Below are 23,450 nucleotides of genomic sequence, written 5' to 3'. Positions count from 1 at the left end.
TAGCCAATTACCTAATTGACATAGCGGGAGGCATTTCATGACCAAATCCGGCATTATCCGCACCGGCATCGGGGGATGGACCTTCGACCCCTGGGACGACAGTTTTTATCCCTCCGATCTGCCCAAGAAACGACAGCTCGAATATGCCAGCCGGCAGATGACCGCGATCGAGGTCAACGGCACCTATTATTCCAGCCAGAAGCCGGCAACCTTTGCCAAATGGGCGTCAGAAGTGCCTGACAATTTCGTATTTTCGCTGAAAGCCAGCCGGTTCTGTACCAACAGGAAAATCCTGGCCGAGGCCGGGCCCTCGGTTGAGAAATTCCTGCACCAGGGCATCGAGGAGCTCGGACCGCATCTGGGGCCAATCCTGTGGCAGTTCATGGGCACGAAAAAGTTCGACGGCGAGGATTTCGAGGCTTTTCTCGGCCTGCTGCCGAAAGAGCTGAATGGGTTGCCACTGCGTCATGTCGTCGAACCCCGGCACGAAAGCTTCCAGGTCCCGGAGTTTATCGACATGCTGCGCCGACATGGTGTGGCGGCCGTATGTGCCGACCATCACGATTATCCGATGTTCGCCGACCCCACGGCGGACTTCGTCTATGCCCGACTGCAGAAGGGGGCGGACGAAACGCCAACCTGCTATCCCGCGAGCGATCTCGACGCCTGGTCTGGCCGGTTCGAGACTTATGCCGCAGGGGGCACACCCGAGGACCTCACGCTTATTGCCGGAGACAAACCTGCGGAGCAGATCCCACGCGATGTGTTTGCCTTCTTCATCTCGGGCGGCAAGGTGAACGCGCCGAAAGGCGCGATCGAGTTGCAGAAGCGGGTCGGGTGACCACTTCGAGCGTCTTCGCATCGGTCAATTTGTGACATTGGCGAAACTGGACTAGGCTCGGTCGCAGAGTCGCGGCCGTGTCCGCGCCCTGGGTCGGCATGCTTTCCTCTTTGGGCGTGCACGTCCAGCGTTTCAGAGTTCGGGGCACTTCATGTCTGGCATCGCCGTCTTCATTCATCTCGCTGGCGCGGTGGCGCTGCTTCTCTGGGCAACGCGCATGGTTCGCACGGGGATCGAGCGCGCCTATGGCGGGGTCCTGAAGGACAAGCTGCGGCATGCCGTCGGCAATCGGTTCTCCGCAGCCTTTGCCGGATTCCTGTTTGCGGTGGCGTTGCAAAGTGCAACGGCCGTCGCCCTGATCGTGGCCTCCTTCTCGGCCGCGGGCTACGTCCTGCCCGCCATCGGGGTTGCGACGCTGCTCGGCGCGGATTTCGGCTCCGCCTTTGTCGTGCGGATCTTGCGCTACGATCTCTCGCTGCTCGTCCCCGTGCTGCTGCTTGCCGGGACCATCGCCTTTCGCGCCTCCGAGGCGCGGGGCTGGCGGCAGATCGGGCGCATTCTGTTCGGGCTCGGTCTCCTTCTCCTGTCGCTGCGTCTGATCGGCGAGGCATCGGAACCGCTGCGCGAGAGCAGGATCCTGCCCGTCCTGTTCAACTATCTCGCGGCCGACTGGATCAGCGCCTTCGTGCTGGCCGCCCTGCTCGCCTGGGCATTCCATTCCAGCGTGGCGGCGGTACTGCTCGTTGCATCGCTCGCCGACCAGAATCTGTTGCCAGACGCCCTGATCATTCCGCTGGTGCTCGGCATCAATTTCGGCGCCGCGATCATTGCGGCACTGCTTACGAAAAATGCCGAGGCGAATGCCCGGATCGTGCCGCTCGGCAATGTGGTCATCCGTGGGATGATGACGCTGATCGCGCTGGCCGCGCAATTCGTCTTTGCGGTCAGCCCATCGGTCTTCTCCGCTCATCCCGGGGATTCCGTCGTGATGGTGCATCTGGCAATGAACGGCGCCGTTCTCGTGCTCGGACTTCCCTTTGCGGGCCTTGTCGCTGCCGTGCTGGAACGGATGCTGGCGGGTTCTGAAGAGAGAGCCGCCAATGACGACCGCTTCTCGGCGCTGAATGTGATGGATCTGACCAATCCACAGCAGGCGATATCCAATGCGACACGCGAGGTTCTGACGGTCTGCGACAAGACCGAAATCATGCTCAACGGCATATTCGAGCTCTACGAGCGCTGGGACGCGAAGAAGACTCAAAGGATCGAGGCGCTGGATGACCAGATCGACACGATCCACCGCGACATCAAGTTCTACCTCGCCCGCATTTCGCAGACGGCGCTCGACCCGGGTTCTGCGGCCCAATGCCAGAACCTGCTGGGTGCGACAATCAAGATCGAGCAGGCAGCGGACATTATTTCGCAGAACATGCTGACGCGGGCGCGCAAGAAGAACGAGCGCAATGTCGCCTTCTCCGCCGAGGGTTGGGCCGAGCTTTGTGCCATGCATGACGAGGTGGTGCAGAACGCCCATCTCGCCTTCAACCTGCTGGTGACGCGCGACATCGGCCATGCGCGCCAGCTCGTCGCCCGCAAGGAAGCGATCCGCAACCTGGTCAAGACCAGCGAGGAAAGCCATCTGCAGCGATTGCGGCAGGGTAATGCGGCCAGCTTCGAATCAAGCTCTTTGCACATCGACACGATGCGGGATCTGAAGGAAATCAATTCGCTTTTCGTTTCGATCGCCTATCCCTTGCTGGAGGGCGAAGGCCTGCTCAGGCGCAGCCGGCTGGTGCAACCAGCAGAGCTCTAGACTGCTCTCACGCGGGTGATGTCAGGCCGGCAGGACATGGGAGACCAGATCCTCGGCCGTAAGCCCCTCGCCCGCCCGCGTCGCCGCCTGGCCATGCTGATGGACGCCGGCACAGGCCGCTTCGAAAGCCGGCATGCCATTGGCGAGATTGGCAGCGATAATGCCCGCCAGCACGTCGCCGGAGCCGGCAGTGGCAAGCGTGGCCGGGGCGTGTTCCTCGATCGCCGCGCGACCGTCGGGACATGCGATCACGGTATCGGCGCCCTTGCAAACGACGATGCCGCTGATCGCCCTTGCCGCCGCGAGGGCCTTCTCGACCTTGCCGCCGTCGCCGCGGGCGATATCCGGGAAAAGACGGGTGAATTCTCCCTCGTGTGGCGTGGTGACGAGTTGGCCCGCCGAGCCTTCGAAGGCTTCACGAAGTGCACTCGCATCGCCGGAGAAGGCGGAAATTCCGTCGGCATCCAGCACCAGATTGCGCCCACTGCGCGCGATAGCCACCGCATAGCTCCGCGCCTTGTCTCTGTCGCCGAATCCCGGTCCAAGCGCAAAGGTGTTGCGCCGCTGGTCGATGAGCCAGCTTTCGACGTCGGCCACCGTGTCCATTGCCGTCTGCATCACCGCGGTCAGATGGGCTGCGTTGACCGCCAGGCTATCGCTCGGAGACGCCAGCGTTACCAGTCCCGCGCCGGCCTTCAGTGCCGCGCCGGCCGACAGGCGTGCCGCTCCGGTCGAAATGGCCGGGCCCGAGAAGACCGTCAGATGGCCGCGGCGATATTTGTGATCCTCCGCCGATCGCGGGCGGCGGAAAGACTGAAAAAGCGCGGGGCCGTTGACCCACAGCCCTGCCGCCTCGGCCGCGACGATCCTGTGCGGGATGCCGATGTCGAAAACCTCGACGGTGCCACAATGATCGCGCCCCGGAAGAAGAACGTGACCCGGCTTTCGGGTGACAAAGGTGACGCTGCGCTCAGCCCGGAAGGCCGCGCCGCGAAGCTTGCCGCTCGCGCCATCGATGCCCGAGGGCAGATCGACCGCAATTACGGGAATAGCCGCAGCTGTCACGTCTGCGATTGCCTGTTGCACCAGGTCCGGGACGTCCCGTGCGAGACCCGCGCCGAACACAGCATCGATCACCACATCGCCCGCCTGGGGCATGTAAGCTTCGAGCGCCTCTACCCGTCCCGACCATCCCGCCCTGGCGATCCTGGCGTCACCACGCAGTCGTTCCGGGTCTCCCAAGGCGAAAACCCGGACATTGGCGCCGCAGCGAACTAGCGCCTCGGCGGCCACATAGCCATCGCCGCCATTGTTGCCAGGGCCACACAAGACCGCGAAGCGAAGAGCAGCCGGATAGTGGCGCAAGACACATGCCGCCACCGCCTCGCCGGCGCGCAACATCAGCGCCTGGCCGCTGATTTCGGAGGCTATCGCGGCGGCATCGACGCGCGACATCTCGGTCGGGGTCAACAAGATCTCTGGTCTCGGGAGCATCATGCAACTCGTTAGAGCAGAAATCACCGCGCGAGCAAAGCTGCACGATTTTAGGCAGCCTCGCATTGGTGAAATTCAGTGCATCTGCACACATGTTGTGCATCGAGGTGGTGTTTTGTGCAGTTGGCACAGGCGGTTAAGAATAGAGAGGCTTTGGAAAAAAGATTGGCTGGAAGCGTTATTTCCTACAATTCGGGCTGGCTTTTCCGCCCGTTTTGCAGGAGATTTGCCCTGTCGGACGGAGGAAGACGGTAATTTTGCAACAAATCTGCAAATAACTGGCACATTCCATGCATCCAGCCCGGCGGGCGGGGCTCATCCTGCTTTACTGAGGAAGCGGAGAGAAATTTTCTCATGAAAAAGATCGAAGCGATCATTAAGCCCTTCAAGCTCGATGAAGTGAAGGAAGCCCTTCAGGAAGTCGGCTTGCAGGGTATCACCGTGACGGAAGCCAAGGGCTTCGGTCGCCAGAAGGGCCATACAGAGCTTTATCGCGGCGCCGAATATGTCGTGGACTTTCTGCCGAAGGTGAAGGTCGAAGTGGTACTGGCCGATGAAAACGTGGAGGCCGTCATCGACGCCATCCGCAATGCAGCCCAGACGGGCCGCATCGGCGACGGAAAAATCTTCGTTTCGAATGTCGAAGAAGTCGTCCGCATCCGGACCGGCGAAACCGGTATCGACGCCATCTAATCGGACCCGACACCTAGGGAGGTCGGGTTCAAATCGTGAGCTCTTGCGAGGAAGAAAAAAATATGACGACCGCAAACGATATTCTGAAACAGATCAAGGACAACGACGTCAAGTTCGTCGACCTGCGCTTCACCGATCCGAAGGGCAAGCTGCAGCACGTCACGATGGACATTGCCTGCGTCGACGAAGACATGTTCGCCGACGGCGTCATGTTCGACGGCTCCTCGATCGCCGGCTGGAAGGCCATCAACGAATCCGACATGGTGCTCATGCCGGATCCGGCCACCGTACACATGGACCCCTTCTTCGCCCAGTCGACGATGGTCATTCTTTGCGACATCCTTGATCCGGTCTCCGGCGAAGCCTACAACCGCGATCCGCGCGGCACCGCCAAGAAAGCCGAGGCCTATCTGAAGGCATCCGGCATCGGTGACACCGTCTTCGTGGGCCCCGAAGCCGAATTCTTCGTCTTCGACGACGTCAAGTACAAGGCCGATCCGTACAATACCGGCTTCAAGCTCGACTCGACTGAACTGCCGTCGAACGACGACACGGACTACGAGACCGGCAACCTCGGCCACCGTCCGCGCGTCAAGGGCGGCTATTTCCCGGTTCCGCCGATCGACAGCCTGCAGGACATGCGTTCCGAAATGCTGACGGTCCTCGGCGAAATGGGTGTCGTCGTTGAAAAGCACCACCATGAAGTGGCTGCTGCCCAGCACGAGCTCGGCATCAAGTTCGACGCGCTGGTGCGCAATGCCGACAAGATGCAGATCTACAAATATGTCGTGCATCAGGTTGCCAATGCCTATGGCAAGACCGCAACCTTCATGCCGAAGCCGATCTTCGGCGACAACGGCTCGGGCATGCATGTGCACATGTCGATCTGGAAGGATGGCAAGCCGACCTTCGCTGGCGACGAATATGCCGGCCTTTCGGAAAGCTGCCTCTTCTTCATCGGCGGCATCATCAAGCACGCCAAGGCGATCAACGCCTTCACCAACCCGTCGACCAATTCCTACAAGCGTCTGGTTCCGGGTTATGAGGCGCCGGTCCTGCTCGCCTATTCGGCGCGCAACCGTTCGGCATCGTGCCGCATTCCCTTCGGCTCCAACCCGAAGGCCAAGCGCGTCGAAGTCCGCTTCCCGGATCCGACTGCAAACCCCTACCTCGCCTTCGCCGCGATGCTGATGGCCGGCCTCGACGGTATCAAGAACAAGATCCATCCGGGCAAGGCCATGGACAAGGATCTGTATGACTTGCCGCCGAAGGAACTGAAGAAGATCCCGACCGTCTGCGGTTCCCTGCGCGAAGCGCTGGAAAGCCTCGACAAGGATCGCAAGTTCCTGACCGCTGGCGGCGTCTTTGACGACGACCAGATCGACAGCTTCATCGAGCTCAAGATGCAGGAAGTCATGCGCTATGAAATGACCCCGCATCCGGTCGAATACGACATGTACTACTCGGTCTGATCGACCGCGGAGCCCGAACAAGACGCCGGCGGAGATTTCCGCCGGCGTTTTTCGTTGCGGACGGAACCGTTTCGCTGAAAAAGCGCTTTCGCCAGGAGGTCTGCCGCGCTAGCTCTCGTAGAGATATTCCTCCGCGACAAGCGATCTCCCATGCCACCTCTTCCCCATTCTTCCGGTCCGCGCCTCCACGACTGGCTGCTCTTCCTGCTGGCGCCGGTCTTCTTCTCGTCGAACCTGATCTTCGGCCGGGGCATCTCCGGCGAAGTTGGCCCGTTCGCGACAGCGCTTCTGCGCTGGATGGGTGCGGCGATCCTGATGTCGCCCTTCCTCTGGCAGGAGCGGCAGGCCTGCCTCAATTTCGTCCGCCACCATACGGCTCTCTGGCTGACGCTCGGCATTCTCGGCATGGGCATATGCGGTGGTGTCGTCTATTGGGCGCTGACGCTGACGACGGCCTCCAACGCGACGCTGATCTACACGACCTCGTCGCTCTTCATCATCGTATTCCAGTGGCTGTTCCAGAGCCGTGCGATCACGCGGCTGGAAGTTTCGGGCATGGTGATCGCCTTTGCCGGTGTCGTCGCCATCGTGCTGAAGGGGCATCCCGAAGCACTGCTGCAACTGAGTTTCAATATTGGCGACCTCGCGATCCTCGTTGCGGCGATTGCCTTTGCCGCCTATTCGCTGCTTCTGCGACGTCCTTCGGTACGCGCCATGCCGCCATTGCCGCTGTTTGCCTTGCTCGCGCTCTCGGGCTCGATCGTCCTCATCCCGCCGGGGCTGGTCGAGATTGCGATGGGCGGCCCCCTGCCCGACACGGCCATGGAGTTCGCCAAGCTCGCCGGGATCATCCTGTTCGCCTCGATCGCCGCCTTTTACTGTTTCCAGCACGCGGTGCAGGTCTTCGGGCCGGGCATTGCCGGCATGACGCTCTATCTTATGCCACCGGTGTCGATCCTGATGGCGGTCGTCTTCCTCGCAGAACGGTTCGAGGCTTATCATGCGGTGGGGATCGTGCTGGTGACCGGCGGCCTCATTCTGGCGACCGCACCAGGACGCAAAACAGGCTAGGTATCGCAGGTGGAGATGACGTTACACACCATCCCTTGATTTCGCCGGGCTTTCTTCCCAAATATGGAAGGGAAAGGAAGTCAAGCCATGAAACAACGAAGCGCTAAATTTGGTATCGGGGATGTCGTACGGCACCGGGTTTTTCCGTTCCGCGGCGTGATCTTCGATGTTGATCCGGAGTTTGCGAATTCCGAGGAATGGTGGAATGCGATCCCGGCCGAGGTGCGGCCGCATAAGGATCAGCCCTTCTATCATCTGCTCGCGGAAAACGCCGAGACGGAATATGTGGCTTATGTGTCCGAGCAGAACCTCGAACGCGATCAGAGCCAGGAGCCGCTGCGCAATCCGCAGATCCAGCAGATCTTCGAACCGCAGCAGAGCGGCCAGTACAAGCCCAAGATGAACTTCGCGCACTGACGGTTCACATCCAGCCCCAAACAGAAAAGCCCGCGTCGAGAACGACGCGGGCTTTTTGTCACTTCAGAACCGAAGCGGTTCAGTTGCCCTGCTTGGCAGCGTTCTGGGCATCTGTAATTGCCTTGTTGCGCTCTTCCTGCTTCTTCTGCATGGCTTCCTGCAGGAGGCGCTGGCGCTCTTCGGCCTGCGACTGGGACATGGCCTCGCCATCGTAGGCACCGGTAAAGCCGGAGAGCGGAATCTTGATCGGGTTCGGCGCGCGGCGGAAGTTGATCGAGGTGAATACGACCTCGCCACCCTTCTTCAGACTGTCGACGATCGCATCCGTCAGCGGAATTTCGGCGGTGCAACGATCCGGCAGGCAGACGGCGTAGTCGAGCTTGGTGCCCTTGGCGCCATCGATCTGCATCAGGACGCCGGGCGGGATCAGACGCGCCGAGGGAACCGTCACCTGGAGCAGCTTGCGGTTGACCTTGCCTTCGACCGTGATCAGGCCAACGGCCGTGATCAGCTGGCCATTGGCGGCAACAAGCTGGTTCTGGACGACGCAGACGTCAGATTCTTCCTGCTTGGCGCAGGTCTTGAACCACTTCGCCTCGGAGGGAGCTGCGGCTTCCTGAGCCTGCGCGACAACCGGCATGGCGGTGGCAGCGAAGGACAATGCGAGTGCAGACACAGCCGTCCGCGTTGCGTTGCTAAGTTTGAACATCATACGTATTCCGTCTCCTGAAAACCCCTGTCGCGCGGACTTTTCTGCCGCGTCATTCACCGGTCGTGTGCCCTCACCTGTCGTTCAAATGAGGCAAATACATGACCCGGCGCTCCGGCTCACCTGTTACATTGTGGCGGCCGGAATATCCAGCGTTTCTTTGACGCCGGATCGACTCACGTCGCCTAAATCCCACCGGCTTGTGTTGGTTTTATGGTGATTGTGATAGCGTCCGCGCGATTTGCAGATTCCACACCGGGGAGGACCATGACCTTGCGCCGTCTCTTATTCAGCCTTTGCCTGCTGCCACTTGCGACCGCCGCCCAAGCGGAGCCCGTGCATGGGATCGCGATGCATGGCGAACCAGCCCTCTCCTCCGACTACACACACTTTCCCTATGTAAAGCCGGATGTGAAAAAGGGCGGCAAGGTGAACTACGGCGTTGTCGGCACTTTCGACGCCCTGAACCCCTTCGTCCTCAAGGGGATGCGGACCACGGCACGCGGCGTCTGGGATCCCGAATTCGGCAATCTGCTCTACGAACCGCTGATGACGCGTTCGGCCGACGAGCCCTTCACCCTCTACGGCTTGCTTGCCGAGAGCGTGGAGTGGGATGCGGACCGCAGCTACGTGCAGTTCAACATCAATCCGCAGTCCAGGTGGCATGACGGCAAGCCGGTCACCCCGGATGATGTGATCTTCACCTTCGAACTCTTGCGCGACAAGGGGCGCCCGCCTTTCAATGGGCGACTGACTGCGGTCGACAAGATGGAGAAAGTCGGCGAGCACGGGGTGAAATTCACCTTCAACGAAAAGGCGAACCGCGAGACCCCTCTCATCTTCGCTTCTGCCACGCCTATCCTCCCCAAGCATGCGATCGATCCTGCCACTTTCGATCAGGGCGGGCTTGCCATCCCCGTCGGTTCGGGTCCTTACAAAATTAAGGAACTGAAGCCCGGCGAGAAGGTCACCTGGGCGCGCGACCCCGATTACTGGGGCAAGGACCTGCCATCGAAGGTCGGCTTCGACAATTACGACGAGATCACGGTCACCTATTTCCTCCAGGAAGCCACTCTGTTCGAGGCCTTCAAGAAGGGTGATATCGACATCTACCCCGATGGTGACGCCAATCACTGGCAGCGGGCCTATGACTTCCCGGCAGCGCAAAATGGCGATGTGGTCAAGGAAGCGTTCAAGCCGGGCCTGCCGGCAGGCATGCTGGGCTTCGTCTTCAACACACGCCGGCCGGCTTTCGCCGATGTGAAGGTGCGCGAGGCGATCAATACGGCGTTCGACTTCGAATGGCTGAACAAGACGCTTTATGGCGGCGTCTTCACCCGCACCCAGAGCTACTGGCAAAACTCGACGCTCGGCGCCTATGGCAATGCCGCCGACGACAGGGAACTGGCTCTGCTGGGCGCGACCAAGGACGCCCTGCCGCCTGAAATCCTTGCGGGGACCTATACCCAGTCGGCGACCGACGGTTCGGGCGGCGACCGCAAGGCACTTGGCAAGGCGGTAAAGCTGTTTGGCGAGGCGGGCTACAAGATCCAGGGTGGCAAGATGCTGGATGCCAGCGGCAACCAGCTTGCCTTTGAAGTGATGACGCAGAACGAGGGCCAGGAGAAGATGGCGCTGGCCTTCCAGCGCACGCTGAAGCTGATCGGCGTCGACATGGCGATCCGCACCGTCGACGACGCCCAGTATCAGGCGCGCTCCAACAGCTTCGACTACGACATGATCATCAAGGCCTATACCTCTTCGCTGTCGCCGGGCGCAGAGCAGGTCAACCGCTGGGGTTCGGTGTCCAGGGATGCGCAGGGCAGCTTCAACTATGCCGGCGTTGCGGATCCCGATATCGACCGGATGATGGAAGCTCTGCTGCAGGCCCGCGACCCCGCCGACTTCCAGGCTGCCGTGCGCGCCTATGACCGGCTGCTCGTTGCCGGACATTACGTCGTGCCGCTCTATCATATCGGTGAGCAGTGGGTGGCCCGCTGGAAGCATATCGGGCGACCGGAGGCGGCTCCTCTCTACGGCTATCAGCGCCCGACCTGGTTCGACGCGCGCGCCCAGTAACCCTCACGCGTTTGACGCTGTGTTTTCGGGCCGGAGCTTGTCTCCGGCCTGCATTGCTTTAAGTGACAGGCATATCTCTGCCAGGAAAGGACACCCTCATGGACCGCATCACCATCGACCTCGTATCCGACGTGGTCTGCCCCTGGTGCTATCTCGGCAAGGCCCGGCTGGAGCTCGCGATTGCCGAAGTGCAGGACGAGGTCAGTGTCGACATCAACTGGCGCCCATATCAGCTCAATCCCGATTTTCCGCCCGAAGGTGTCGACCAGCAGGTCGCGCTCGCCAAGAAGCTCGGCGGCAAGGACAAGATGGACCAGGCGCATGCGCATCTGACGTCGCTCGGCGCCGAGGTCGGCATCGATTTCGATTTCGACGCAATCAAGGTCGGGCCGAACACGCTCGATGCGCACCGGCTGATCCACTGGGCCGGCCAGGAAAGCCGCGAGACGCAAACGCGCGTCGTGGATCTGCTGTTCAAGGCGAATTTCGAACAAGGCCGCAATATCGGCGATCCCAATGTGCTGCTCGACATTGCAGCGGAAGCAGGGTTGTCACGCCCCGTGATCGAATCGCTGCTGTCAGGGGATGCCGACGTGAGCCACGTTCTGTCCGAGGTAGAAGCGGCCAAGCAGATGGGCGTCAACGGCGTGCCGTTCTTCATCTTCGACCAACAATATGCCGTGAGCGGTGCCCAGCCGCCGGCGGAACTCGCCAATGCCTTGCGCGAAATCGCCAAGGCGAAGGCCGAGGCGCTGCGCAATCTGAATTGACGGTCAGCGCGAACACTCGTATCCCGGTGAGGTTACCTCCTCCCCGGGATTATCACCTTGTCCGCCGACACCACCTTCAAGGGCGTCCTTTTCGCCTTTATCTGCTTTGCCGCCTATTCCTTCAGCGATGGTGCCGTGAAACTGGTTGAGGGGCGCGTGCCGGCCTTCGAGGCCGGTTTCATCGGCAGCCTGTTCGGCTTCGTCGCCATCCCCTTCCTGATGAAGCGAGGCGACCGCTATACGGATCTGGTGCGCAGCACGAACTGGCCGCTCTGGGGCCTGCGCTTCGTCTGCTCTGCGGTCGGAACGGTCGGCAGCATCATTGCCTTTACCCAGCTTTCGATGGCCGAGGCCTTCTGCCTGATCTTCCTGCTGCCGAGCTTTGCGACGATCATGTCGGTGATCTTCCTCAAGGAAGAGGTGGGCATGAAACGCTGGGCAGCCGTCCTGATCGGCTTCCTTGGCGTGCTCGTGGTCTTGAGACCGGGCTTCCGTGAGTTGCAGGTGGGACATCTGGCAGCGCTGGTCTCGGGCTTTGCCGGCGCCGTCACGATCATCATCTTCCGGGCCATGGGACCGCAGGAGAAGAACATCTCGCTCTATGGCGCCGGCCTCCTCGGCAGCGTGATCATCTGCGCCGTCTTCTCGCTACCGGACTTCCAGGCGCCCGGCGGCCATGACCTGATATTGCTGGCCGCCTTCGGCCTTCTGGCAGCCATTGGCAATATCTTCATGATGCTGGCCTCGTTTTATGCCCCCGCCCCGATTGTCGGGCCTATCCAGTACAGCCAGATGCTCTGGGCGATTCTGCTCGGCTATCTCGTCTTCGGAGACAAGGTCGACTGGCCGATGGGCCTCGGCATCGTGCTGATCGTCGGCTCAGGTCTCCTGACGCTCATCCGCGAGCGCAAGCGCGACACGCCGCTCCCGCCGCCGGTGGCCGGCAAGTCGGATGCAGCGCTGGCGATCAAGCCGGATCAGGGGGAGACCTGACAGCCAAGCGGTTCAGGCGAAGCGGCGCGCCTCAACCCGCCTTCGCCAGTTCCGCCAGCTGCGTCATCACTACCGCTGCGCCGGACAGCCGCTTTTCCGGCGTCGGCAGGTCACGGGTGAGGAATACCGAGTGGTCGGGCCTGATCTTCGCCATCGTGCCCTGCTTGGCGATGTAGCCGACCAGCGCTGCCGGATTGGGGAATTGCTTGCCACGGAACTGGACGACCACGCCCTTGGGGCCTGCTTCCAGCTTCTCGACATTGGCCTTGCGGCAAAGCGCCTTGATATAGACGACCTTCAACAGGTGCTGGACCTCGACCGGCATCGGGCCGAAACGGTCGATCATTTCGGCGCCGAAGGCGTCGATTTCGTTCAGTTCGGTGATCTCGCCGAGGCGACGATAGAGGCCGAGCCGCAGGTGCAGATCCGGCACATAGTCGTCCGGGATCATGACTGACGTGCCGACCTGGATCTGCGGAGACCAGCCGGTGTCGTGGATCTCGTCGACGCCCTTCACCTCGGCGACGGCCTCTTCCAGCATCTGCTGGTAGAGCTCGAAACCGACTTCCTTGATATGGCCGGACTGTTCCTCGCCCAAGAGATTGCCCGCGCCGCGGATATCGAGGTCGTGGCTTGCAAGCTGGAAGCCGGCGCCGAGCGTGTCGAGCGACTGCAGGACCTTCAGGCGACGTTCGGCGCCCGTGGTGAGAACCTTGTTGACCGGGAGCGTGAGCAGCGCGAAGGCGCGCACCTTGGAGCGGCCGACGCGGCCACGGATCTGGTAAAGCTGGGCGAGACCGAACATGTCGGCGCGGTGCACGATCAGCGTATTGGCCGTGGGCACATCGAGGCCGGATTCGACGATGGTCGTCGACAGCAGCACGTCGTAGCGGCCATCGTAGAAGGCGTTCATGATGTCTTCGAGTTCGCCTGCTGCCATCTGGCCATGGGCGATGGCGACCTTCAGCTCCGGCACATTCTCATCGAGAAAGCTCTTGACGTCCGCGAGATCGGAGAGGCGCGGACAGACATAGAAGCTCTGGCCGCCGCGATAATGCTCGCGCATCAGGGTTTCGCGGATCACGAGCGGATCGAATGGCGAGATGAAGGTGCGGACCGCCATGCGGTCGACCGGCGGCGTGGTAATGAGCGACAGTTCGCGCACGCCGGTCATGGCAAGCTGCAGGGTGCGCGGGATCGGGGTAGCGGACAGGGTCAGGACGTGCACGTCCGACTTCAGCTCCTTCAGCCGTTCCTTGTGCTTGACGCCGAAATGCTGCTCCTCGTCGATGATGAGGAGGCCGAGATTGGCGAAGTTGACGCCGGTGCCGAGCAGCGCATGCGTGCCGACGACGATGTCGGTCTTGCCGTCGGCTACTTCCTTCTTGACGAGATTCAGTTCCTTTGTGCCGACGAGGCGCGAGGCCTGCTGGATGCGGATCGGCAGGCCACGGAAACGTTCGGAGAAGGTCTTGAAGTGCTGGCGGGCCAGCAGCGTTGTCGGCACGACCACGGCCACCTGGATGCCGTTCATGGCGGCGATGAAGGCAGCGCGAAGCGCCACTTCCGTCTTGCCGAAGCCGACGTCGCCGCAGACCAGGCGGTCCATCGGGCGCCCGGCGCCGAGGTCGGAGCGGACGGATTCAATCGCGGTTTCCTGGTCTTCCGTCTCGTCATAGGGGAAACGGGCGGCAAATTCGTCGTAGAGGCCTTCCTGGGTGGTCAGCACTGGCGCAGTTCGGGTCATGCGCTCGGCAGCGATACGGATCAGCGCACCGGCCATGTCGAGCAGGCGCTTCTTGAGCTTTGCCTTGCGCATCTGCCAGGCGCCACCACCGAGCTTGTCGAGCTGCACTTCCGTCGCCTCGCCGCCGTAACGCGAGAGGAGGTCGATGTTTTCGACGGGCAGGAAGAGCTTGGCGTCGTCGGCGTAGCGTAGTTCAAGGCAGGCATGCGGGGCGCCGGCTGCTTCGATCGTGCGCAGGCCGACGAAGCGGCCGATGCCGTGTTCGGCATGCACGACAACAGAGCCCTCGTCGATGCCGGCCACTTCCGAGATGAAATCGGCAGCGCGCTTGCGGCGCTTGGAGCGGCGGACCATGCGATCGCCGAGAATGTCCTGCTCGCCGATGATGACGAGATCGGTCGTCTCGAAACCACCTTCGAGGCTCAGGACTGCGGTCCCCGCCTCGCCCTTCTTAAGCTTGGCGACATCCTTGAGGGCCGCGACGGGCACGAGCCTTTCCAGGCCATGTTCGTTCAGCACCTGCAGCAGGCGATCGAGCGATCCTTCAGACCAACCTGACACGATGACCCTGGCGCCGGCCGCGCGCTTGTCGGCGATATAGGTAACGGCCTGGCCGAAGACGTTGGCTCGGTTGCCTTCTTCGCTCGCCTCATTGGCGGACTTTGCCCAACGCGGGGTCGGACGGGCCTTCACCTCCATGACGATACGGCTCTCGCCGCCGTGTTCGGCAAAGGGGGTGATGCGAATCGGGTCGAAGGCGTCGAGACTGGCGCCGAATTCAGCCGATCCGAGATAGAGGCGCTCCGGCGGCACCGGCTTGTAGGGCGTGCCCTGAGCGAGATGGCCCTTGCCGGGGGTCGCCGAATTCAGACGCGCTTCGTAATAGTCACGGATCAGCTTGGCGCGTTCTTCGGCTGCCTCACGTACCGTATGGTCGGTGACCAGACGGAAGCCTTTGATATAGTCGAAGACGCTTTCCAGCCTGTCGTGGAAGAGCGGCAACCAATGCTCCATGCCGGCATAGCGACGGCCTTCGGAGACGGCGGCATAAAGCGCGTCGTCGCGGGTCGCCGCGCCGAACAGCGACAGATAGTTCTTGCGGAACCGGCTGATCGTCTCGGGCGTCAGCGTGACTTCGCTCATCGGGTTCAGGTCGAGGGAGCGGACCTGACCGATGGTACGCTGGTTCGCCGGATCGAAGGAACGGATGCTTTCGAGCGTATCGCCGAAGAAGTCGAGGCGTACTGGCTCTTCCGAGCCAGGCACGAAGACGTCGAGGATACCACCACGCACGGCGAATTCGCCGACTTCGCGCACGGTCGCGACGCGGTCGAAGCCGTTGCGCTCCAGGCGGGCGGCGATGTCGTCCATGCGCAGCTGGTTGCCGGGACGGGCCGAAAAGCCCAGGCTTTCGATGGTCTCAGCCGGTGCCAGCTTCTGCAGCATCGCATTGACGGTCACCAGAATGATCGCCGGATGGGACTTGTGGCTGAGCGCAATCAGGCCCGACAGGGCCGAGAGGCGGCGCGCCGAGACGTCTGCCGAGGGTGAGACACGGTCGTATGGCAGGCAGTCCCAGGCCGGCAGGCTCAGAACCGGGATGTCGGGGGCTGCGAAGCTCAGCGTCTGTTCGAGGTTTTGCAGCCGCTGGCCGTCGGAGACGACATAGGCCACGGGCTTTCCCTCGCGCGCGAGTTCAGCCAGGATGAAGGCATCCATGCCGTCGGGCACATGGGAGAGCGTCAGGGCGGATTGCGCAGCGACAATCCGCTTCACATCGATCAGAGACATAATCGGTTACTTTGCAGCGGTTTCTTCGCCCGTGACCGGTGAGAAATCCGGCCGGAGGGCGGCAATGCGTTCGAACAGGGGCGTCTGGAGATGGGCGGGAACTGGATCAGCGCCGGTGATGTAGCGGACAAGGTCGTTGTCCTCCTCTGCCATGATGCGCTCAAGCTCGTCGAGATCCGCATCGGAAAGCTCCGCGATATGGGCCTCGCAGAACTGGCCAAGCATCAGGTCCATTTCCCGGATGCCGCGATGCCAGCAGCGGAACAGGATGCGCCGACGGCGCGGATCGAGGTCGGCACTGCTTTTCACCAGTCCAGTCATCTTGGCATCCTTCCAATTCCTGCGCCTCTATAGAGCAGGAGCCGGCAATTGTCAGCTTGCCAAACCGGCATATTGCGAGGCATTTTGCCCCCATCATGCGTTCCCACCTTCTCGATCCCCTCTTTGCCTCCGTGGCTTCGCTCAGCGGAGTTGGTCCCAAGCTCGCCCAGCTTCTCGCAACCCTGCTCGGGCGCGAGGACGCGGATGATGCGCGGGTCGTTGACCTGCTTTTTCTCGCGCCACACCGGCTGATCGACCGGCGTCACCAACCCGGCATCGCCCATGCGAGCCAGGGCTCGCTGGTGACCATCACCGGCCGGGTTGACCGCCACCAACCGCCGCCACCGGGCAAGAACAACATGCCCTACCGGATCTTCCTGCATGACGAGACTGGGGAACTGGCCCTCACCTTCTTCCGGGTCAAGGGGAACTGGCTGGAAAAGGCGCTGCCGGTCGACGAAATCGTGATGGTTTCCGGCAAGGTCGACTGGTTCAACGGCCGGCCATCCATGGTACACCCAGACCTGATGGTAAAGGCGAGCGAGGCGGAGAACCTGCCGCTGGTCGAACCGGTCTATCCGCTGACGGCGGGGCTTGGACCGAAGGTGTTGCGCAAGGCTGTCGAATCCGCAGTCGAGAAGATGCCGGATCTTGCCGAATGGGTCGATGCGACGCTCGCGGCCAAACAGGGATTTGCCAGCGTACGCGACAGCCTCGTGGCTCTCCACAATCCGCGCGACGAGAAGGACATCGACCCGCAGGCCCCTGCCCGCCGCCGTCTCGCCTATGACGAATTCCTCGCTGGCCAGGTGTCGCTTGCCCTGGTCCGACAGAAACTCCGGCGTGTGCCGGGCGTGCCGATCAGGCCAACGGGTGAATTGAGCGGCAAGATCCGCGCCGCCCTGCCCTTTACACCGACCAATAGCCAGGTTGCCGCGATCGAGGACGTCCTGAAGGACATGGCAACGGACCAGCGCATGCTGCGGCTGGTTCAGGGCGATGTCGGGGCCGGCAAGACGCTCGTTGCGCTGTTTGCCATGGCCGCCGCGGTGGAAGCCGGCGGGCAAGCCGTGCTGATGGCGCCGACGGAAATTCTGGCGCGGCAGCATCATGCAACGCTCGCCAGGCTCGGCGCACCGGCTGGCCTGAAAATCGATGTACTCACGGGGCGAACCAAGGGCAAGGAACGCGAGGCGATCCTCGAGCGCATTGCCTCAGGCGAGGCGCAGATCGTCATCGGGACACATGCATTGTTCCAGGATGCCGTCATCTACAAAAACCTGACGCTCGCCGTGGTCGACGAGCAACATCGTTTCGGCGTGCATCAGCGGCTGAGGCTGACCTCCAAGGGGATTTCCCCGCATATGCTGGTCATGACGGCCACACCGATCCCCCGCACGCTGGTTCTGGCCGCCTTCGGCGACATGGACGTCTCCAAGCTCACGGAGAAGCCAGCGGGTCGCAAGCCGATCCAGACGGTGACCGTGCCGACAGAACGGGTGCCCGATGTCATCGAACGACTGCGTTCCGCCATTGCCGAGGGCAAGAAGGCCTACTGGATCTGCCCGCTGGTCGAGGAAACGGAAGACAGCGAACTGATGTCGGCGGAGGAGCGACACGCGGTGCTGGCGCAGTTCATCAAGTCCCCGATCGGCCTCGTGCACGGGCGGATGAGCGGGCCGGAAAAAGATGCCGCCATGCTCGCCTTCAAGAATGGCGAGACTCGGTTGCTGGTCGCCACCACGGTGGTCGAGGTTGGCGTCGATGTGCCCGATGCGACGATCATGGTGATCGAACATGCGGAGCGTTTCGGGCTCGCCCAGTTGCACCAGTTGCGCGGCCGTGTCGGACGTGGCGACGAAGCGTCGAGCTGCATTCTTCTCTACAAGGGCCCGCTTGGCGAAACCGGCAAGGCGCGGCTGTCGATCCTGCGCGATTCGGAAGACGGCTTTCTGATCGCCGAGGAGGATCTGAAGCTGCGTGGCGAGGGTGAGTTGCTGGGAACCCGCCAGTCAGGAACGCCGGGTTTCAAGATCGCCAGCCTCGAGCACCATGGCGACCTGCTGGAGATCGCCCGCAAGGATGCAGCCTACCTTCTGGATCGTGATCCGGAGCTGACCTCGGAGCGCGGAGAAGCCGTCAGGACGCTGCTCTATCTGCACCGTCGCGACGAGGCGATCCGCTTCCTGCATGCAGGGTGACGCAAGACGTGTTCAGGAGCGGCCGGCGCGCTTGGGCGGCTCGACCGGATTTTCCGCGTCAAGATCCTGGAACGCAGCCATGACATCGGATGCCGTGGGCTTGTAGTCCGGCGTCACCAGTCCAGCCGAGATCAACAGCTTCACCCCCTCCTCCGGGCTCATGTCGAGCAACATCAGCTTGCTGCGCGGCACGAACATCAGGAAGCCGGCGGTCGGGACTGGCGTCGGCGCGAGGAAGACGGCGACCATTTCCTCGCCGTCCTGGTTGAGCCTGGCGGCAATCTCGCCCTTGGCGTCTGTCGAGACGAAAACCAGCGCCCAGGTCCCGGCGCGCGGAAATTCGATCAGGCCGACCTTCTTGAAGGAATTGCCCTGTTCCTTCAGCACGGTCTCGAAGATCTGCTTGGTGCTCTTGTAGACGGTACGCACCAAAGGCATCCGGTTGAGGATGTTCTCGCTATAGGCGACGATCGAACGGCCGATCAGGTTTCGGCCCAGAAAACCGACGAGCGTGATGAAGAGGATGGCGATCAGCAGACCTGTGCCGGGAACGGCAAACTTCAGATAGGCCTCCGGATTGTAGCGGTCCGGAAGGTAGGGCTTCACCCAGCTGTCGGCCCAGCGGATGAAGGTCCAGGTCAGATAGACGGTGATCGCCATGGGCGCGCAGATGATCAGGCCGGTCAGGAAGTTGTTCCTGAGCCGCGTCGCCATCGAAATCTTGTCAGAACCTTCGCTCATGCCCACCGTCATTGTGCAGCGCCGTAACGCTTGGACAATGACGGAGCGTCAAGGGTGGCGCAAGAGCAAGAATTCGGGCGGTCGCCTCTCCGTCAGATGATCACTCGACCGTGACCGACTTGGCCAAGTTGCGCGGCTGGTCGACATCCGTGCCCATGAAGACGGCCGTGTGGTAGGCGAGCAGCTGGATCGGGATCGAATAGACCATGGGGGAGATGATTTCCGCCACCGATGGCAGCACGATTGTCGCCATAGTCTCCAGCTTCGAGGCGGCAGCCCCCTTGTCGTCGGTGATGAAGATGATACGGCCACCACGGGCTGCCACTTCCTGCATGTTCGACACGGTCTTTTCGAAGAAGCGGTCGAAGGGTGCAATCACGATGACCGGCATGTTCTCGTCGATCAGGGCGATCGGGCCGTGCTTCAGTTCGCCGGCAGCATAACCCTCTGCGTGGATATAGGAGATTTCCTTGAGCTTGAGTGCCCCTTCGAGCGCCAACGGATAGCTGGTGCCGCGGCCGAGATAGAGCACGTCCTTGAACTTGGAGAGATCGCGCGACAGCGCCTCGATCTGCGGCTGCACCAAGTTCAGCACCTGGCTCATGATGCGCGGCATTTCGGCCAGGCTCTTCACGAGCTGTTTTTCCTCGTCCTCGGTCAAGGTGCCACGCGCGCGGCCGGCGGCAATCGCCAGCGAAGCGAGAACGGCGAGCTGGCACGTAAATGCCTTGGTCGATGCAACGCCGATTTCGGGCCCTGCCAGAATTGGGAAGACGGCATCCGCTTCGCGCGCGATCGTCGATTCCTTGACGTTTACGACGGCGCCGATCTTCAAGCCGTTGTCGCGGCAGTAGCGCAAGGAAGCGAGCGTGTCTGCGGTCTCGCCAGACTGGGAGATGAAGAGAGCGGCCTGATCCTTCGAGAGCGGCATCTCGCGATAGCGGAATTCGGAGGCGACATCGATCTCGACCGGCAGGCGGGCATAGCGCTCGAACCAGTATTTTCCGACGAGGCCCGCCAGATAGGCCGTGCCGCAGGCGGAGATGGCAAGACCGCGCAGGTTGGCGAAATCGATTTCAGCCGCCGTATCACGCACCCTGTGCTCGGCGAGATCCACGTAGTAGGAGAGCGCGTGGGAGATGACCTCCGGCTGCTCGTAAATTTCCTTCTCCATGAAGTGACGATGGTTGCCCTTGTCGATCATGTAGGCACTGGCCGAAGAAATCTGGACAGGACGATCGACCGGGTTCCCGTCCATGTCGAAGATGTGCGCGCCCTGCTTGCCGATGACGGCCCAGTCGCCGTCGTGCAGATAAGAGATGCGGTTGGTAAAGGGCGAGAGCGCGATGGCGTCGGAGCCCAGGAACATCTCGCCATCGCCGAAGCCGATGGCAAGCGGCGGGCCGGAGCGGGCTGCCATGATCGTCGAGGGATCATCCTCAAAGATAACGGCAAGCGCATAGGCGCCCGTCACGTGGCGCAGCATCTCGTGCATGGCTTCGCGGCGGCCGAGACCCTGGCGGCGATACTTGGCAAGCAACTGGGCGACCACTTCCGTGTCGGTCTGGGTGGTGAAGGCGGCGCCTTCGGCGGCCAATTCATCCCTGATCTCGGAGAAGTTCTCGATGATGCCGTTGTGGACGACGGCGACGCCGTCGACGAAATGGGGGTGGGCGTTCGTTTCGTTCGGCACGCCATGGGTGGCCCAGCGGGTATGGGCAATCCCGATATTGCCTGCAAGCGGATCACCCGCGAGCTTGGTTTCGAGATTGAAGAGCTTGCCTTCGGCGCGGCGACGATCGAGCTTGCCATCGTTGATCGTGGCGACACCGGCGGAATCATAGCCGCGATACTCGAGCCGCTTCAACGCGTCGACCAGACGCTCCGCCACGGGCTGGTTACCGACGATGCCGACGATGCCGCACATGCAATTCTCCGTTTCATATCGTTCTCGCGGACTGTTCCTAGCGGTTCCGCCGCAATAGGCAATCGCACGACAGGTCAAATTGCGTTTCGTCTCGTAATGCAACGCAGCATAACAAGCGGTGAAGTCTGGTCTGACGCGGTTACTTGCCAGCCTTTTTGGCCGCCTTGATCGCCAGGTTCCGCTCGCGAATGACCGCGGCACGACCAGCCTTCATTTCCTGGTGCGCGCGACCGAAGGCGAGCGCATCGGCTGGCACATCCTTGGTGATGACGCTGCCGGAGGCGATCAGTGCTCCGTCGCCAATCGAGACGGGAGCGACGAGGGATGAATTGGAGCCGATGAAGGCCCCTGCTCCAATCCTCGTCTCGTGCTTGTTCACGCCATCATAGTTGCAGGTAATCGTGCCGGCACCGATGTTGGCCTCGGCCCCCACAATGGCATCGCCTATGTAGGTCAGGTGGTTGACCTTGGCGCCGCGGCCAATCTCGGCCTTTTTTACCTCGCAGAAATTGCCGACTTTGGAGCCTTCGGCAAGGTTCGCACCGGGACGCAGGCGGGCGAAGGGTCCAACGCTCGCGCCGGCTGACACATGGGCGCCTTCGAGATGCGAGAAGGCATGGATGACAGCGCCGCCTTCGACGGTAACACCGGGTCCGAACACGACGTTCGGCTCGATGAGCGCATCCTGGCCAATCACCGTGTCGTGGCTGAGGAAGACGGTCTCCGGCGCGATCATCGTCACGCCCGAGACCATCAATTCGTGGCGGCGGCGCTCCTGCCAGAGCCGCTCGATTGCCGCAAGCTCGGCACGGTTGTTACAGCCGGTCAGTTCGCTCTCGGGCGCATCGACGGCGACCGCCCTGCCGCCCAGGGAACGCGCGATCTCGACGAGGTCAGTCAGGTAGAATTCACCCTTGGCATTGCTGTTGCCGATCCGGCTCAGGAGATCGAGCGCCTTATGGCCGTTGATTGCCATGAGGCCGCTGTTGCACCAGGTGATGGCGCGCTCGGCATCGGTCGCGTCCTTTTCCTCGCGGATTGCGATCAGCTCGCCATTGTCCACCAGCAAACGGCCGTAACCTGTCGGATTCTTCGTGTGGAAGCCGATGACCGCGACATCCGCGCCACCGGCCAGCGCTTCACGGGCCGCCCTGAGCGGGCCGGCGGTAATCAGAGGTACATCGCCATAGGCGACGAGAACTTCATCGTAACCTCGAGCAATTGCGTCGCGGGCCATGAGAACGGCATGGCCGGTGCCGAGGCGCTCCGTCTGCAGGACGCTCTCGAGAGTAAGTTCGCCGATCTTTGCCGCCGCCTCGACTTTGTCGGCATCTCGCCCGAGCACTAGAGCCACATCCGAGACCCCGCTGGCTGCGATCGAGCCCATGACATGGGCAATCATCGGCCGTCCCCCGACAGGGTGCAGCACCTTGGACATCGAGGACTTCATCCGGGTGCTGTCGCCGGCAGCAAGGACGATGGCAAGGCATGTGCGGGTCATGGTTGGCTCCGGGCATGAGAAACGCGATTCTCACTAACGCCCGCGACGCGGGGCTGCAAGACCGGCGTTTAACGTCAGGTCCGATTGGTGGACGCGTCGACGGCCCTCAGGGCCGTGATGCGGCCGAGCTGAACGACCTTCTCCGTCGCAGCCCGTGCGGCGTCTGCATCCTTCTGCTCGATTGCATCAACGATTGCCAGATGGGTATCGATGATTGTCTCGCCCCGCCCTGCGAGTTTCGGGTCGAAGGCCAGCGTGAATGCGCCGTCAAGAGCCGCCTTCAGGAAGCCGATCATGCTTTCGAGAAAGGGGTTGGCACCGGCCAGGACCAGCAGCACATGGAAGCGCAGGTCAGCCTCCACCTGGCTCTGCCAGTCGAGGTCTTTGGCGCCGAGCAGGTTTGCGTAGCGTCGCAATTCGGCGCAGTCCTCGGGCGTTGCCCGCAGCGCGGCATAGGCCGCCGAGGCCGGCTCGAAGACCAGGCGGACGTCATAGAGATAATCGATGAACTCGCGGGTCACGCCGGCCTTGAAATGCCAGCGAAGCACGTCTTCGTCGATCAGGTTCCAATGGCAGCGATCCGTCACCCTCGTTCCGACACGTGACTTCGCGACGACCAGGCCCTTGGCGGTCAGCGTCTTCATGGCCTCGCGCAAGACGGAACGCGACACGTCGAACTGGGATTCCAGCTCGCTGTCGCCGGGCAGCGGTTCGCCGATGGCGAACTGCCCGCCGACGATTGCCAGGCCGAGCTGATCCACCACCCGCGCATGGCTGGTGCGAAGGTTTGTTACGACCCTCAGATCCCGAACTTCATCCTTGCGCATCCGCCACCAGTCCCTGCTTTATCATGGGACGGCTTGTTATAG

At 62.0% G+C, this 23,450-nt stretch carries 18 protein-coding genes; 10 read left to right on the top strand and 8 right to left on the bottom strand.

The features are described 5' to 3' along the window. The first annotated feature begins 37 nt into the window (after positions 1 to 37). Both QTL56_RS04785 and QTL56_RS04780 read left to right on the top strand, forming a co-directional pair. Positions 38 to 841, top strand: coding sequence for a DUF72 domain-containing protein (locus QTL56_RS04785; protein ID WP_245136852.1), 804 nt, complete (start codon positions 38 to 40; stop codon positions 839 to 841). 151 nt (positions 842 to 992) lie between these two features. Then, on the top strand, positions 993 to 2,654 hold the full coding sequence (locus tag QTL56_RS04780) for a Na/Pi cotransporter family protein (protein ID WP_229575472.1): 1,662 nt from the start codon (positions 993 to 995) through the stop codon (positions 2,652 to 2,654). 21 nt (positions 2,655 to 2,675) lie between these two features. Here QTL56_RS04780 and QTL56_RS04775 read toward each other — a convergent pair whose 3' ends face one another. Continuing rightward, positions 2,676 to 4,151, bottom strand: a complete 1,476-nt coding sequence (locus QTL56_RS04775; RefSeq protein WP_245136853.1) for an NAD(P)H-hydrate dehydratase — start codon at positions 4,149 to 4,151, stop codon at positions 2,676 to 2,678. Positions 4,152 to 4,502: 351 nt separating this feature from the next. Between QTL56_RS04775 and QTL56_RS04770 the strand changes: the two genes are divergently transcribed. The 4 genes from QTL56_RS04770 to hspQ all read left to right on the top strand — a co-directional run bounded on the left by QTL56_RS04770 (position 4,503) and on the right by hspQ (position 7,801). Further along, on the top strand, positions 4,503 to 4,841 hold the full coding sequence (locus QTL56_RS04770) for a P-II family nitrogen regulator (RefSeq protein WP_006727717.1): 339 nt from the start codon (positions 4,503 to 4,505) through the stop codon (positions 4,839 to 4,841). A gap of 62 nt (positions 4,842 to 4,903) precedes the next feature. Beyond that, positions 4,904 to 6,313: a type I glutamate--ammonia ligase gene (gene glnA / locus QTL56_RS04765; RefSeq protein ID WP_229575470.1), complete on the top strand. Its 1,410-nt coding sequence runs from the start codon at positions 4,904 to 4,906 to the stop codon at positions 6,311 to 6,313. Between the two features lie 150 nt (positions 6,314 to 6,463). Next, on the top strand, positions 6,464 to 7,384 hold the full coding sequence (locus QTL56_RS04760; RefSeq protein WP_245136854.1) for a DMT family transporter: 921 nt from the start codon (positions 6,464 to 6,466) through the stop codon (positions 7,382 to 7,384). Between the two features lie 87 nt (positions 7,385 to 7,471). Next, on the top strand, positions 7,472 to 7,801 hold the full coding sequence (gene hspQ / locus QTL56_RS04755) for a heat shock protein HspQ (RefSeq protein WP_229575468.1): 330 nt from the start codon (positions 7,472 to 7,474) through the stop codon (positions 7,799 to 7,801). 79 nt (positions 7,802 to 7,880) lie between these two features. On the opposite strand, the gene QTL56_RS04750 is transcribed toward hspQ, so the two are convergent. After that, positions 7,881 to 8,513, bottom strand: coding sequence for an invasion associated locus B family protein (locus QTL56_RS04750; protein ID WP_229575467.1), 633 nt, complete (start codon positions 8,511 to 8,513; stop codon positions 7,881 to 7,883). Positions 8,514 to 8,777: 264 nt separating this feature from the next. On the opposite strand from QTL56_RS04750, the gene QTL56_RS04745 reads away from it, so the two are divergent. The 3 genes from QTL56_RS04745 to QTL56_RS04735 all read left to right on the top strand — a co-directional run bounded on the left by QTL56_RS04745 (position 8,778) and on the right by QTL56_RS04735 (position 12,352). After that, a complete protein-coding gene (locus QTL56_RS04745; RefSeq protein WP_245136855.1) occupies positions 8,778 to 10,589 on the top strand; it encodes an extracellular solute-binding protein in 1,812 nt (603 codons plus the stop codon). Between the two features lie 98 nt (positions 10,590 to 10,687). After that, complete coding sequence (locus QTL56_RS04740; RefSeq protein ID WP_245136856.1) at positions 10,688 to 11,359, top strand: DsbA family oxidoreductase; 672 nt, start codon at positions 10,688 to 10,690, stop codon at positions 11,357 to 11,359. Between the two features lie 57 nt (positions 11,360 to 11,416). After that, the gene (locus QTL56_RS04735) at positions 11,417 to 12,352 is read left to right on the top strand and encodes a DMT family transporter (RefSeq protein ID WP_245136857.1); all 936 of its coding nucleotides are present in this window, start codon (positions 11,417 to 11,419) and stop codon (positions 12,350 to 12,352) included. Between the two features lie 31 nt (positions 12,353 to 12,383). Here the strand turns inward: QTL56_RS04735 and mfd are convergent, their stop codons facing one another. Beyond that, complete coding sequence (gene mfd / locus QTL56_RS04730) at positions 12,384 to 15,890, bottom strand: transcription-repair coupling factor (RefSeq protein WP_245136858.1); 3,507 nt, start codon at positions 15,888 to 15,890, stop codon at positions 12,384 to 12,386. 6 nt (positions 15,891 to 15,896) lie between these two features. Further along, the gene (locus QTL56_RS04725) at positions 15,897 to 16,211 is read right to left on the bottom strand and encodes an FAD assembly factor SdhE (protein ID WP_229575462.1); all 315 of its coding nucleotides are present in this window, start codon (positions 16,209 to 16,211) and stop codon (positions 15,897 to 15,899) included. 95 nt (positions 16,212 to 16,306) lie between these two features. Here QTL56_RS04725 and recG point away from each other — a divergent pair, with 95 nt between their 5' ends. Further along, positions 16,307 to 18,412 carry an ATP-dependent DNA helicase RecG gene (recG, locus tag QTL56_RS04720; protein WP_245136859.1) on the top strand — a complete coding sequence of 702 codons (2,106 nt, stop codon included), beginning with the start codon at positions 16,307 to 16,309 and terminating at the stop codon, positions 18,410 to 18,412. Between the two features lie 12 nt (positions 18,413 to 18,424). Here recG and QTL56_RS04715 read toward each other — a convergent pair whose 3' ends face one another. From QTL56_RS04715 to QTL56_RS04700, 4 genes are all read right to left on the bottom strand, one after another. Next, entirely contained in the window at positions 18,425 to 19,153 is a 729-nt protein-coding gene (locus QTL56_RS04715; RefSeq protein WP_245136860.1) for a DUF502 domain-containing protein, read from the bottom strand. A gap of 100 nt (positions 19,154 to 19,253) precedes the next feature. Continuing rightward, on the bottom strand, positions 19,254 to 21,080 hold the full coding sequence (gene glmS, locus QTL56_RS04710; protein WP_245136861.1) for a glutamine--fructose-6-phosphate transaminase (isomerizing): 1,827 nt from the start codon (positions 21,078 to 21,080) through the stop codon (positions 19,254 to 19,256). A gap of 139 nt (positions 21,081 to 21,219) precedes the next feature. Next, entirely contained in the window at positions 21,220 to 22,581 is a 1,362-nt protein-coding gene (gene glmU / locus QTL56_RS04705; RefSeq protein WP_245136862.1) for a bifunctional UDP-N-acetylglucosamine diphosphorylase/glucosamine-1-phosphate N-acetyltransferase GlmU, read from the bottom strand. A 74-nt stretch (positions 22,582 to 22,655) separates the two neighbouring features. Next, positions 22,656 to 23,408 carry a FadR/GntR family transcriptional regulator gene (locus QTL56_RS04700; RefSeq protein WP_245136863.1) on the bottom strand — a complete coding sequence of 251 codons (753 nt, stop codon included), beginning with the start codon at positions 23,406 to 23,408 and terminating at the stop codon, positions 22,656 to 22,658. Between the last annotated feature and the right edge of the window lie 42 nt (positions 23,409 to 23,450).

The sequence above is a fragment of the Peteryoungia algae genome, from assembly GCF_030369675.1.
Classification (GTDB): Bacteria; Pseudomonadota; Alphaproteobacteria; order Rhizobiales; family Rhizobiaceae; genus Allorhizobium; species Allorhizobium algae.
This window is presented reverse-complemented; position numbering and strand designations above follow the sequence as displayed.